Source organism: Chroococcidiopsis sp. SAG 2025 (assembly GCF_032860985.1).
Classification (GTDB): domain Bacteria; phylum Cyanobacteriota; class Cyanobacteriia; order Cyanobacteriales; family Chroococcidiopsidaceae; genus Chroococcidiopsis.
Genome location: NZ_JAOCNC010000001.1, coordinates 255,534 through 269,766, shown reverse-complemented (window position 1 = coordinate 269,766; position 14,233 = coordinate 255,534). Strand labels below are relative to the sequence as shown.

The 14,233-nt window shown below is 44.6% G+C and carries 6 protein-coding genes and 4 pseudogenes; 7 read left to right on the top strand and 3 right to left on the bottom strand.

All coding sequences use genetic code 11. The annotated features are described in order from the left end of the window. Positions 1–28: 28 nt before the first annotated feature. The 3 genes from N4J56_RS01290 to rfbF all read right to left on the bottom strand — a co-directional run bounded on the left by N4J56_RS01290 (position 29) and on the right by rfbF (position 3,190). Entirely contained in the window at positions 29–1,060 is a 1,032-nt protein-coding gene (locus tag N4J56_RS01290; protein ID WP_106166053.1) for an NAD-dependent epimerase/dehydratase family protein, read from the bottom strand. A 15-nt stretch (positions 1,061–1,075) separates the two neighbouring features. Next, positions 1,076–2,305, bottom strand: coding sequence for an L-2-hydroxyglutarate oxidase (gene lhgO / locus N4J56_RS01285; protein WP_317104783.1), 1,230 nt, complete (start codon positions 2,303–2,305; stop codon positions 1,076–1,078). 111 nt (positions 2,306–2,416) lie between these two features. Further along, positions 2,417–3,190 (bottom strand): glucose-1-phosphate cytidylyltransferase, encoded by a 774-nt coding sequence (rfbF, locus tag N4J56_RS01280; protein WP_317104782.1) that lies wholly within the window; start codon positions 3,188–3,190, stop codon positions 2,417–2,419. Between the two features lie 889 nt (positions 3,191–4,079). On the opposite strand from rfbF, the gene N4J56_RS01275 reads away from it, so the two are divergent. From N4J56_RS01275 to N4J56_RS01235, 7 genes and pseudogenes are all read left to right on the top strand, one after another. Next, complete coding sequence (locus N4J56_RS01275; RefSeq protein WP_317104781.1) at positions 4,080–4,958, top strand: DUF4388 domain-containing protein; 879 nt, start codon at positions 4,080–4,082, stop codon at positions 4,956–4,958. Between the two features lie 11 nt (positions 4,959–4,969). Next, positions 4,970–5,661 (top strand): annotated as a pseudogene (locus N4J56_RS01270) (IS1 family transposase). A 24-nt stretch (positions 5,662–5,685) separates the two neighbouring features. Next, positions 5,686–6,018: pseudogene (locus N4J56_RS01265) on the top strand (response regulator); the annotation flags it as partial. Between the two features lie 108 nt (positions 6,019–6,126). Then, the gene (locus N4J56_RS01260; protein ID WP_015152324.1) at positions 6,127–6,489 is read left to right on the top strand and encodes a response regulator transcription factor; all 363 of its coding nucleotides are present in this window, start codon (positions 6,127–6,129) and stop codon (positions 6,487–6,489) included. Between the two features lie 62 nt (positions 6,490–6,551). Next, positions 6,552–7,127 carry a chemotaxis protein CheW gene (locus N4J56_RS01255; RefSeq protein WP_317104778.1) on the top strand — a complete coding sequence of 192 codons (576 nt, stop codon included), beginning with the start codon at positions 6,552–6,554 and terminating at the stop codon, positions 7,125–7,127. Positions 7,128–7,219: 92 nt separating this feature from the next. After that, positions 7,220–10,538, top strand: a pseudogene (locus tag N4J56_RS40715) (methyl-accepting chemotaxis protein). Between the two features lie 142 nt (positions 10,539–10,680). Then, a pseudogene (locus N4J56_RS01235) lies at positions 10,681–14,187 on the top strand (methyl-accepting chemotaxis protein). Positions 14,188–14,233: the final 46 nt, after the last annotated feature.

Here is a 14,233-nt window from a genome sequence, read left to right as displayed (position 1 = left end):
GTGGAAACTGAAGTTTGAGCAAACAGGATTATTTCGGTTGATTCCAAAAGAAATCTTTATCCAACTGTCCTGTTTGCAATAGATACTCCAATTGCTTCAAGCGAGTAAACCCTCTGGAAGTAAATACATCAGCAGTCATTTGAATTCCACTAAACAACTCAAATAACTGTTTTGCTCCCCGCCGTGCATCCCACTCACACTTAAACCCTGGTAAGGTAGAGTTAATCTTCTCAAAACTGACTCGGTAGCTGCGATTATCCGATCCACTGTCCCCGAAACTAACCTGACAGCCAGGAAAAGCTTCTGCCACAATTTCGGCAATTTCTCGTACCTGGTAATTGTGCGCCGTATCCCCGACATTGAAGATTTGATTGTGAACGATGTCCCGCGGCGCTTCTAGGGCACAAATAATCGCTTTACATATATCCAGCGCGTGTACTAAAGGTCGCCAAGGCGTACCGTCACTCGTCATTTTGATTTCCTTTGTCGTCCATGCTAATCCAGCTAAATTATTCAGGACGATATCAAAGCGCATCCGTGGCGAAGCACCAAATGCTGTAGCATTTCTCATGAATGTAGGCGAGAAGCTGTCATCTGCCATTGCCGTTAAATCCCGCTCTACTAAAGCCTTACACTCGGCATAGGCAGTTTGCGGATTCACGGGAGAAGCCTCTGTCACATCTCCCTCGGTGGCAACACCGTAGACGCTGCAAGAGGACATGTACACGAAACGACGAATACCAGCAGCTTTGGCTAAGTTTGCTAACCGTACTGAACCTTTGTGGTTAATGTCATAAGTAATATTGGGTGCGAGCTGTCCGGTAGGATCGTTGGACAATTCTGCCATATGAACGATCGCCTCTACACCCTGCAAATCTTCTGTAGTGATGTGGCGAATATCTTTATTTAAGGTTTGAGCCGTCGTCTCAGTCCCGTTGTACAACCAGCCAACTTTGTAGAATCCGGTGTCTACTCCTAGAACTTCATGTCCCCGTTTGATTAATAGTGGTGGTAGTAAACAGCCTAAATATCCTTCTGTACCCGTAACTAATACTTTCATTTATAATTATTCTTCCTATACTTTGACTGTGTTTGCCTGGGAGGAGGATTGGGAAATTGCCGCAACAATTGCCTTACCAATCTCTAGCGAAGAGGTAGCGGCTGGGGAAGGGGCATTACAAACGTGCATAGCATTTTTTCCTGGCACGAGTAAAAAATCATCCACCAAACTACCATCAGCTTTGAGTGCTTGCGCTCTCACTCCCGCGTGAGTTGGCACGACATCTTGTTCTCGCACCTCTGGAATCAATTGTTGTAGACTCCTGACAAAGGCAGCTTTACTCCAAGAACGAACGATCTCTTTAATTCCTTCATCGGCGTGTTTTGCAGCTAGCTTCCAAAAAGCTGGATAGGTTAGCACTTCTGCCAAATCTTTGAAGTCAAAATCTGTTTTGTGGTAGCCTTCGCGCTTGAAACTCAAGACTGCATTAGGTCCAGCGTGAACGCTGCCATCAATCATGCGGGTAAAATGTACGCCCAAGAAGGGGAAAGCCGGATTAGGTACGGGGTAGATCAAGCCTTTGACTAAGTAGCGTTTTTCTGGTACGAGTTCGTAGTATTCGCCACGAAAAGGTACGATTTTGGCTTGGGGATCGGCTCCGCTCTTTTTAGCAATGCGATCGCTTTGCAGTCCGGCACAATTGATCGTAAACTTTGTCTCAAAGCTACCAGAGTTAGTGTCTAGCACTGTCGTGTTGCTCGTATGTCGGATTCGTTCTACCTTAGTACCGAGCTTTAATTCTCCACCCTGAGCTTGAATTATTTCGACATACTTCTGCGCAACCTTTTTGTAGTCAACGATTCCGGTTGTAGGGACGTGGATTCCTGCCAAACAGCTGACATGCGGTTCGTATTCCGCAACTTCTGCCGCACTCAACTTTCTCACGCCCAAGCCATTAGCTATACCTCTTTCATAAAGATTATCTAGTAATGGCAGTTGCGCGGTAGTCGTGGCAATAATGACTTTGCCGCAAACTTCATGAGGAATATCGTGCTGCTGACAGAACTCTACCATCGAGCGACTGCCTTCTCGACAGAATCTAGCTTTGAAGCTACCTGGCTTGTAGTAAATGCCCGAGTGGATTACGCCGCTGTTGTTTCCAGTTTGATGAGATGCCCAATCGTTTTCTTTTTCTAAGACTAGAATTTTGGCATCGGGATAGCAATCGCCTAACGTCATGGCTGTAGCTAACCCTACTATCCCACCACCAACGATCGCGAAATCATACGTGAGATTATTATTCATGCGATTGAAGTGACTAATATTACACTTGTAAAGGCGAGTTTAATGCTCGATGGTCAATCGTTCATCTAAGAGTTGAGACATCAACCCGCCCCTACTTAACTTTTGACTTACCTACCATACCTTCCAAGGAGCGTTGCCACTATTCCAAAGTTCTTCAAGCAGGTGTTTGTCTCGCAGCGTATCCATCGGTTGCCAAAAACCAGGGTGCTTGTAGGCTGATAGCTCATCCATCTGCGCCAGTTTTTGTAATGGTTCTTGTTCCCAAACTGTATTATCATCTTCAATCAAGTCAATCGTTTCTGGTTCTAGAACAAAGAAACCACTATTGACCCATGCTCCATCGCCATCTGGTTTTTCTCGAAAGCTAGTAATCTTGGTCTGATCTCCTTCCAGATGAATTGCACCAAAGCGTCCCGGCGGTTGGCTGGCAGTTAGAGTTGCTAAAGTATTTTGCTCTTTGTGAAATTTGACTATCTCTTTGATATTTACGCTACTCACGCCGTCACCGTAGGTGAAGCAGAAAGTTTCATTACCAATATGTTCTCTAACGCGCTTGAGTCTTCCACCAGTCATGGTTTTATCACCCGTATCTACTAGAGTGACTCGCCAAGGCTCGGCATAACCGCAGTGAACGTTCATTTGATTGAAACGCATGTCAAACGTTACGTCTGACATATGCAAAAAATAGTTAGCAAAGTATTCCTTAATTAAGTATCCTTTGTAACCGCAACAGATAATAAAATCATTAATACCAGAGGCAGAGTAAATTTTCATAATGTGCCACAAGATCGGTCTGCCACCAATCTCCACCATCGGCTTTGGTTTGACGGTGGTTTCCTCACTCAGACGAGTCCCAAGCCCTCCAGCCAGTATGACTGCTTTCATGCAAGCACCTCAAAACTTTGCAGGTTTCCTCTTGTCTTTCCAATCGATTGCTTTGTCACTGTTTTGCTAATTTTATAAACAAGTATAAATTAACCATCTGCGTAACAATAGTAGTATGCAGATTGCTTATATAGTGTAAAGACACAGTAAATATACTTTATGGTATATAAAAACTTAGTAAAGAACTTGTTGAACCAAAACTAAGTTTGTAAACTTTCTAACCTTGTAAATAGCACGATAGGAAATGTTTAATTTGACGCTCCAGACTTCCGGGCGCGGCTAAATAGCGTCGAACCCTCACTCATGCTGTTTCTCAAGCTTCTGCTGTCATGCGATCGTCCCCACAAGATCGCTTTCCTCCTAGCTCTACTCACACCCTACCTGAATAGTTGTTCGAGCGCAACTCTGTTGCTGCTCCTTCATGCTTGAGCCGCAGTTTGAGACGCGATCGCTAACTTGCAACTTTAACCGAGACTAGTACGAGCTTGATAAGCTAACTACAAAAACTTCTCTTTGTGAGCTTCTATTAGTAGATAAATTCCTTTTATGCAGCTAAAACGCCATTGAGAACACGTACGTAATGCTATTTTGGCTCGATAAATTCAGTATTCATACGGTTACTTGCTACTTTGAGCTAATGTCATGATCGAGGCTACATTATGACGGGAGTTTAATTAGCTTTATTATCGCTTGTATTTCTTTTTTTCTTGAAGATTTGAGCTGAACAGAATGTTGAAGTCATTATAGAGTTAACTCATTCATATAGTTTTCTCTCAAACCTAAAATTTATTTCACATTATAACTATATTTTGAAAAAGCTACTGTTTTCTATCTATATTTTGGGATTGTCAATGAACGCCAAACTTTTTGTAAGTAAATAAATTACCTTATGATGACGGAACCGATAGCAAGCCATGATTTTGTCAGTCATCTTAATACTTTAAAACAAGAGAGGTTCAGCGGACAATTATTACTGAAAAGCCCTGTAGGACAAGAGTGGATCGTTTATTTGTTTCTGGGCAGAATTTTATATGCTTCTGGGGGAAATCATACCGTTAGACGTTGGTATAGAGCTTTAAAATTGCATTGTCCGCAAGTTGATATTCAACAGTTAAAACTATCTGCCGTTCTCTCTAACGCTTCAAATAGCTCAGATAATTGCTGGGAATGCCACTTACTCAATGCAGGAATAGAGAAACAGCAAATTACCAGAGAACAAGCAGGAAAAACGATCGCGGCGATTGTCTCTGAAGTCATGTTTGATATCACTCAAGCCATGCACGTAACATATCAGAGCAAGACAGATAACATTGCATTACCACAATTAGCACTACTCGATCCAGGGCAATTATTATCAGAAGTACAACAAGTTTGGCAGCTCTGGCAAAAAGCAAAAGTTGCCGATCGCTCGCCAAATAAAGCCGCAGTTATTAACCAACCAGAACAGCTTCAGGAACAAGTATCGCCTGCTGTTTATCAAAATCTAACTAAATTGCTAGACGGACAGCGGACATTGCGAGATCTAGCAGTAGTTATGAATCGGGATGTTAAGGATGTCGTTTGTTCTTTGCTACCTTACATTCAAGCAGGTTTAGTCGAACTGATTGATATTCCAGATTTAGCACCGCCAGTCGCTCCAGCAGCGCCAGCCACACCGCCATCCACACCTTCTGGTAAAGGACCGCTCATTGCTTGCATAGATGATAGCCCATTAGTCTGTCAAAGCATGGAACAAATTTTGGCATTGCATAATAGAGGTATGAATTGAGGTAAGTTGCGATGCAATGTCCAGAGTGCCAATCAACTCATATTCGGAAGAATGGCATCAAGCGAGGTAAACAGAACCACATTTGTGTTGATTGTGGGCGACAATTCATTGAACACTATGAAACATGCAGAGGTTACAGCGATGAAGTCAAACGGGAATGCTTGAAAATGTATGTGAATGGCATCGGTTTTCGAGGAATTGAACGAGTTAAAGGTGTTCATCATACGACAATCATTCACTGGCTCAAGCAAGTAGGTAACAATCTGCCTGATGCTGATGCCCCAGAAACAGTCCCCCAAGTCGGTGAACTAGATGAACTAGAAACCTTCGTCGGTGCAAAAAAAACAAAATCTGGCTGTGGACAGCAGTAGATCACTTCACTTCAGGGATTTTAGGTTGGGCGTTGGGCGACCATAGTGCTGAAACCTTTGCCCCGCTATGGGCGATCGTTGCCCAATGGCGGTGCTACTTTTATGTTACGGATGGTTGGAGTGTTTATCCAGGTTTTATTCCAGACGGCGATCAAATTGTCAGTAAGACTTATATGACCAGAGTTGAGTCCGAAAATACAAGACTGAGGCACTATCTGGCTCGGCTGCATCGAAAGACACTGTGCTACTCCAAATCAGAAGAAATGCTGAAATATTCAATTCGATTGTTACTGCACTATCTCAAATTCTGGAATGTTCCAGTTCCTCAATAGTTCATATCTCTATTCAGCAACGCCCAAATTTTGACAGCAAACGGCTACAGATTTTTTGCCGTCCAAGATTCTCTGCGCGCGATCGCTGGTTTGTTGAGCCGCAAACCAGACTTAATTTTTTTAGATTTAGTCATGCCAAATACCAATGGATATGAGATTTGCAGTCAGTTACGTAAAGTTTCTGCTTTCCGTATCACTCCCATTATTATCCTCACTGGTAATGATGGCATTATCGACCGAGTTCGTGCCAAAATTGTCGGGGCTTCAGATTTTCTGAGTAAGCCAGTAGATGCAGAAACAGTGTTGTCGGTAACGTCTAAACATCTTAACAGTAATTCTTTAGTAGAAGATCTTTAAAATGACTCATTATGATGTAGCTGTTCTCGTTTGCACTGCCTTAAATCCGATTCGCTTGTAATCGATCTAAATACTAGTTTATTTTCATTTGTTCTAGAGGTTGAAGCCATGAGTACAGTTTTAGTCGTCGATGACTCAATGACAGAAATGCAAGTCATCACTAGTTGCTTACAACGCGGTGGTTTAAGCGTTCAAACAGCAACTAGCGGAGAAGAAGCTTTAGTTAAAATTAGCAGTCAAAAACCAGACGTAATTATTTTGGATGTCGTGCTACCAGGTCGGAGCGGTTTTGAACTTTGTCGCGATCTCAAATCAGAGGCAGGAACGAGCATGATTCCTGTTGTCATGTGTTCCACAAAAGGTAGCGAAATGGACAAATTCTGGGGCATGAAACAAGGTGCAGATGCTTATATTACCAAACCTATCGATCAAGAAAAACTACTGCAAACTGTCAAGCAACTGTTGAAATGATTGAAATTAATGTAACGATTGCTTGGCAAATTTGCTAGCCAAGAACTGCTAGGAGAGCGGTCATGATATCGGAATTTACAACCAGGGGTGTAGTAGCAGGAAATCCAAATGCAGAAGAAGCTGCTGGCTCAAAACAGCAGCTTCTTCTGCATTTGCCACCAGATACGACTGCCATATTGCCACTAGCCCAAATCGCAGAAGTACTGACCGTACCCACTGCTCAAATCGTACCTATTCCCCATTTACCTGCTTGGGTCATGGGTGTTTATAACTGGCGAGGCGAGATTCTGTGGATTGTCGATCTCGGTCACAAGATCGGACAGGCTCCCCTATACCAACAAGGAACTAGTCGCTCTAGTTACACAGCAGTGGTGATTCACAGCACTCAGCAGGTTGCTGAAAGACAAAGCGATCGCAAAACAGGTAAAAAAGTGCTGGGATTATTAGTGAATCAGGTGGAAGACATGGAATGGTGCAACCCTGATAACATTCAATCCCCTCCCGCGTCTGCTGTCACCCCTGAGTTAGTGCCGTATTTGCGTGGTTATTTTCCCAAGCCGAATGGCGAAATCTTGGTGGTGTTAGATGGCGACTCCATCATCGCTGGAATGCCTCAGTCAAAAACCGAGGCTAGTTGAAATGCTTGAGCTAATTTCATCTGGCATCATTACCAAACTTGCAGGTGAAAGTTTCCGTCTCACCCCTGATTTCTAAGTTAACGACTTAAACTATGAATTCTCCTTCCCAACCAAACTCAGCTAAAAATACTCATAAGGGTAACTACAACGAGCCTTTTCATGACGATACGGCATTTAACGATCGGCCAATATCTGACATTGAAAAACAGCCAAACTTTAATCAAAACAATAGCGAACCACAACCGAGCCAGCAACCGAACCAACCTCGCAAACAAGGACTTAGTTTAAGGGTCAAAGCCACAGCTAGAGCAGTTGCCCTGAGTACGATTCCTGTAGTGGTAATTGGGGTAACTGATTATTTCTTGACCAATCAACAACTATATAAAGATGTTACGGAAAGTCAGCTATTGCAAAACGAAGCTCTGAGTAAAGAGCTATCAAATTTCATGGTTGAGCGGTATGGCGATATTCAAGTACTAGCGAATTTACCAATCCTAGCCAATCCTAAAGTAGTAGCAGTCACAACGCCACAGGAAAAGCAGAGCTTACTAGATCGATCGATATATCAATGCCTACGGGGTATATAGCAGCATTGCTATGTTCGATCTCAATGGCGACACCGTCGTGCAATCTAAAGGCAAACCAATTGCCAATCACAAGGATGCAGAATATTTTCAGCAAGCGCTGAAAACTGGTCGTCCTTTCATTAGTCAACCAGCAGTCACTCAATCAACAGGCAAATTAAGTCTTCGGATCGCCGCACCAGTCAGAGATTCTCTAACTAACCAAATTATTGGTGTGGTTCGCGCTCAAATTCCAGTCGAAGCAGTGAGCAAGTTGCTAGAAAAATATGGTGCGAGCGAACAAGAATTTCTCGCGATCGATGCGAACGGAAAAGTTTTGGCTTCTCAAGATGGCACTAATTTAGGCAAAGAGGCTAAATCGATTTTTCCTAAATTGCAGCAAATGCAAGCAACGCGCGTGAGTGGAGCGACAAGTGATACTCATACCAATCATCAAGAAGAACACATCTTGACGTATGCTCCTTTTCCAAAAGTAGAGGAAATAGCAGATTTAGGCTGGAGTACTGTAATTGCTAGAGATTCAGCTACAGCATTTGCTGCCCAACGAGGACTATTATTAAACTTCGGTGTTGGTATGGCGATCGCGGCATTTTTAGTCAGCGCGATCGCTGCTTACTTAGTTAACCGCGCCACTCGTCCCATTTTAGAAGCAGCAGATGCAGTAGAAAAATTGGGTCAGGGAGAGTTGAACACCCGCGTTGCTGTAGAGGGAGAAGACGAACTAGCGGTACTGGGAACTAACATCAACCAAATGGCAAACCAGTTACAAGATCTCTTACACAGCCAAGCTGCCCAAACTCAACAAGCTAATTTCCTCTCAGAAATTGCCTCTGCCCGCGATGGTGGTTCGGAAGATTTAGAAACTGTCTTCAGCCAAGCAGTGCAAGGAGCCAGAGAACTTTTACAAGCAGATCGAGTTGTCGTTGATCGCTTTCATCCCAACTGGAGTGGCTATATTGCAGCGGAATCAGTGTTACCTGGTTTGCCGCGCGCCCTCGATAACAATGTTGACGATGCTTGTATTGGCGAACAACTGCTGGAAGAATATAGGCGCGGTCGCGTCGTTCCTACTAGTAACGTCATGGCAGCGGGTTTCCATCCAGAACACCTGCGTTTAATGGAACGATTGTAAATTAAAGCTAACTTAGTTACACCAATCTTGAAAAATGACCAGTTATTTGGCTTATTAATTGCCCATCACTGCGAACAAACCCACACATGGCAGCAAGAAGAAATTAACTTCCTCAAGCAGCTAGCATCTCAGTTAGGGATTATCTTAAATCGCTTATCATTCCTAGAACAAAAGCAAGCTGCGGCAGAGCGAGCATCAATGGTGAAAGATATCACCATTAAGCTGACTCAAGGACTGGGCGTGCAGGAAATTATGGAAACTGCGGTGCAAGAACTGCGCCAAGCACTGAATAGCGATCGCGTCATCATCTATAGTTTTAACGAGCAGTGGAAAGGCAGAGTGATTGCTGAATCCGTAGGCGAGGGTTTCCCCAAAGCTTTAGGAGCAGATATTGACGATCCCTGTTTTACCAAAGGCTATGTAGAACGCTATCGTCAAGGGCGGGTACAAGCAACAGAAAATATATATGATGCAGGATTAACTGATTGTCATATTGCTCAGTTACAACAGTTTGCAGTCAAAGCAAACTTAGTTGCTCCCGTGATTCGTAGTGGCGAACTTTTGGGTCTATTGATCGCTCACCAGTGCGATGCTCCCCGCAAATGGCAGCAAGAAGAAATTGCCATGTTCTCCCAGGTCGCTACCCAAGTAGGACTCGCCCTCGATCGCGCCTCTTTGTTGGAACAACAAAAGAATGCTAGAGAATTCTTGCAGCGCCGCGCTTTAGAACTGCTGATGGAAGTCGATCCAGTCAGTCGAGGCGACCTGACAGTACGTGTCAACGTCACCGAAGACGAAATCGGGACGATCGCCGACTCCTACAACGCTACAATTAACAGCTTGCGGAAAATTGTGACCCAAGTACAAACTACTGCCAAACAGGTAGCTCATACAACGACGAGTAACGAACGATCTGTCGGCGAACTATCTCAAGAAGCATTACGGCAAACTGAAGCAGTGACTGCAGCTTTGGAGCGGATTCAGCAAATGTCAGATTCAATTCTTGCTGTAGCCAATAGTGCCTCCCAAGCGGAAGCAGCAGTGCAGCAAGCAACTCAAACAGTAGCAGAAGGCGATACAGCCATGAACCGGACTGTGGACGGGATGATGGCAATTCGACAAACAGTCGCAGAAACCTCGAAAAAAGTGAAGCGATTGGGTGAATCGTCTCAAAAGATTTCTAAAGTCGTGAACCTGATCGGTACATTTGCCGATCAAACTAACCTACTAGCACTTAACGCTTCCATTGAGGCGGCTCACGCGGGAGAACAAGGACGAGGATTTGCGGTGGTAGCTGACGAAGTACGAACCCTAGCACGGCAATCGGCAGAAGCGACAGCAGAAATTGAAAGCTTGGTGAAGGATATTCAGACAGAGACAAACGAAGTTGTAGCAGCAATGGAAGCTGGTACAGAGCAGGTGGTGACGGGTACTGTACTCGTGCATGAAACGCGGCAAAATCTGCTCAAAATTACAGAAGTGAGCCAACAGATCGGCGAACTCGTAGCGGCGATCGCTTCTGCTGCGGTATTGCAATCTCAGACATCGCAAGTCGTGACGGCAACAATGACAGATGTAGCCGCGATCGCCGACCGCACTTCCAACGAAGCAACTGTAGTATCTGCGGCATTTAAGGAACTCTCAACACTGGCGCAAGAACTACAAACTAGCGCCAGTCAGTTCAAAGTTAGTTAGTGGTGAGTGGTGAGTGGTGAGTGGTGAGTGGTGAGTGGTAAGAGATTTTCCACTCACCCCTGCTGTTAGACAGACTTCTTGTAGCTCTCCATTCCCCTACTCCCTACTCCCTACTCCCTACTCCCTCGAAGATGTATCAGCTATGCTAAATTCTCGCCTCAAACAAACTCCCCAAGTCTCAAACTCTGAGGTCAAAACATCCTCGCAGCCACCGCGATCGCCACATAAATCTGCTGTTGGCAAACAGCGTCGCGGTCAACCGTGGAATAATTTTAGCTTTCGCACCAAGCTAACTCTATTGCTAATGTTGAGTGCGGCACTGCCTATAGTCGTGGTAACGCAAAGGAATGCTGCTGTGACACGACAAAGAGAAATACAGAACGCTCAAACATTTTTACAAAAAGCTCAAGCTAGTTTCTTATCTAACTATGCCACGTGGGTTGTTACGGAATCAGCTACAGAAGCGAATACGATCGCCGAAGTCGTACAAGCAATGAAGATTAACCTACGCGATCGCCAGCAGATAGCAGCTCAGCGCCAGTTTCTCAATACTTTTCTGGGCAAATTTAGTGTCACAGATGGTAGTGGTTCTGTAGAAAAAAACATCCGCGTCATTGTAGATGCTGACGGAAAAACAGTAGCCCAAAGTATTCGCACCTTATCAGAAGAATATTTAAACTTAGCCGTAGATAAAGTAGAACTCAATCCCCCCTACCGCCGAGTCTCTCTTCCAATTGGTATCAATTTAGGGGATGTACCGATCGTCCAACACGCTTTGCAAACAGGAAAAGTTTTAAGCGGTCTAGAACTTATTAATAGTAACGTCCTTAAACGCTTAGGGCAAGATAAGCAGGCGAATATTGGTATTCGTCCCCAACCGAAAGCAGGTTTACCACTAAGCAAACAACCCTCTCTCAATGGAATTTACAACATTGATGCGGGGAAAATGGGATTACTAGGGATGGTAGTGCAGCCAATATTAGCGAATAAAAAGGTTGTCGGTGCTGTCATCGTCGGTTCTGTAATCAACCAAGCTCCAGGGCAAGTAGATAGTTTTAAAGACTTTGAAAAAGTTCCCTTATCGACAATTTTTGCTCAAGACTGGTCGGTGACAACTACTGTTCCCGATACGGATGGCACATCTAGGGCGATCGGTACGCGAGCTGCAAGAGAAGTAGCAGAAACAGTCTTGAATCAGGGGCAAGAGTTTAGCGGTCAGACGGATATTGCAGGACAAAGTTACTTGACGATCTACAGTCCTCTGTACGACCATCAAAAAATCTTGAATCCAGACAAAGCAAAGCCTATAGGAATGGCTTCTATCGATACACCTTTAGATGAAGTAGAAGCTCACATTCGCGAACAGCAACTTTTCGCCTACGGTGTTTCTGGGGGAATGTTGCTGTTAATCGGTTTAGGTGCAATTCCAGTAGCAGGATCTTTTTCTCGACCGCTCAAACGTTTAGCAAGTTTCGCACAACAGATTGGGATTGGAGAGACTGGCACGAGACTGGAAGAAGTCAGCGATCGCCATGATGAAATTGGCATTCTCTCTCAAGAATTGAATCAGATGGCGGCTAATATTGAAGCCAATCTGGAAGCTCGTCGCCAAGAAGCAAAGTACGCTCAATTTTTTGGCGATTTGGCAGCGAAAACACGAGATTTTCAAACAGTTGAAGACGTGTTAGCTCATACAGTCAAAGCTACCCGCGATGCATTACAAGTAGAACGAGTAGTAGTCTATCGCTTCCACCCTGATTGGAGTGGAATAGTTGTTGCCGAGGCAGCCATACCTGGCTTACCGTCCTGCCTTAACACGACGATCGCCGATACTTGTATGCAGGCAAAAAAAGCTGAAGAATACAAGAAAGGTCGGGTGAGGGCGATCGACGATATTTATCGAGCAGGCTTCACTGATTGCCACATTCAATTACTTGAAAGATTGAAAATTAAAGCAAATTTAGTTGCACCAATTATTAAAAACGACGAGCTTTTTGGTTTAGTATTTGCTCAATATTGCTCGAAATCGCATCTTTGGGAGCAAGCAGAAATCAATTTTATAGAGCGCTTAAGCTTGCAATTAGGATCGTCTTTGCACCGGATCGATTTACTACAAAAACAACAAGATGAAGCCAAGCGCGGCGAGCTACTAAAAGATATCACACTCAAAATTGCTCAAATCAACAACCTACAAGATGTACTGAACGTTGCTACTGATAATATCCGGCAAGCGATCGCCACAGACCGAGTAGTGATTTACGGTTTAGACCCGACTAACTGGAAGGGGACGATTATAGCTGAATCGGTAGCTAATGACTTTCCAGTAGCAATGGGAGCTGAGATTGAAGATCCCTGCTTGAGAAAAGGTCAAGTAGAACGCTACAAAATGGGACAAGTCACGAGCATTAGCGATATATATCAGGAACCGAGAGTGACTGCTTGTTATCGCAAACAACTCGAACAATTTAGCGTCAAAGCAAATTTGGTCGCGCCAGTCGTGCAGGGCGATTGGTTATTTGGTTTATTAATTGCTCATCAATGTTCTGGTGCGCGTGTTTGGCAGCAGCAAGAGATGGACTTTTTCCGGCAATTAGCAACGCAAATTGGCTACGCTCTCGATCGCGCATCTCTGTTAGAGCAGCAAAAGAACGCTAGAGAGTTCATGCAGCAACGTGCTTTAGAACTGTTGATGCAAGTCGATCCAGTTAGTCGCGGCGACTTAACAGTACGCGCTAACGTCACCGAAGATGAAATCGGGACGATCGCCGACTCTTACAATGCCACAATCAACAGCTTGCGAAAAATCGTGACGCAAGTACAAACTGCCGCTCGACAAGTAGCCAGCACGACTACTAGCAGCGAACGATCTGTGGGCGAACTGTCTCAAGAAGCGCTGCGGCAAACCGAGGTCATTACTGCGGCACTAGAGCGAATTCAACAGATGTCCGACTCAATTCGTGCTGTAGCAGCAAGTGCTTCCCAAGCAGAAGCAGTCGTGCAACAAGCAACCGAAACAGTGGCAGTGGGAGGTACGACGATGAACCGTACAGTTGAAGGGATGATGGCAATTCGAGACACGGTGACAACAACCTCGAAAAAAGTGAAGTAGTTGGGTGAATCCTCTCAAAAGATTTCCAAAGTCATGAACTTGATCGGTAGATTTGCCGCTCAAACTAACTTATTAGCATTAAAAGCTTCAATTGAAGCTGCCCGCGCCGGAGAAGAAGGAAGAGGATTTGCCGTACTAGCTGATGAAGTGCGCGTCTTGGCACGGCAATCGGCAGAAGCAACCGCAGAAATTGAAAGTTTGATTGCCAACATTCAGGCAGAGACAAACGAAGTGGTAGCAGCAATGGAAGCTGGCACAGAACAAGTTGTTTCTGGAACAAAGTTAGTCGATGAAACTCGTCAAAGCTTGAACCAAATTGCCACAGCGAGTCAACAGATCGGCGAACTCGTAGCGGCGATCGCTTCTGCTGCGGTGTTGCAGTCCCAAACATCTGAAGTCGTGACGACCACAATGACAGATGTAGTGGCGATCGCCGACCGCACTTCCAACGAAGCCACCGTAGTTTCCAACTCCTTTAGAGAACTCTCAGCACTAGCACAAGAACTACAAGCTAGTGTCAGTCAGTTCAAAGTTAGTTAGAGATCGGTAGCTAGTGGCTAGTTACTAGCCACTAGCTACTTATCTT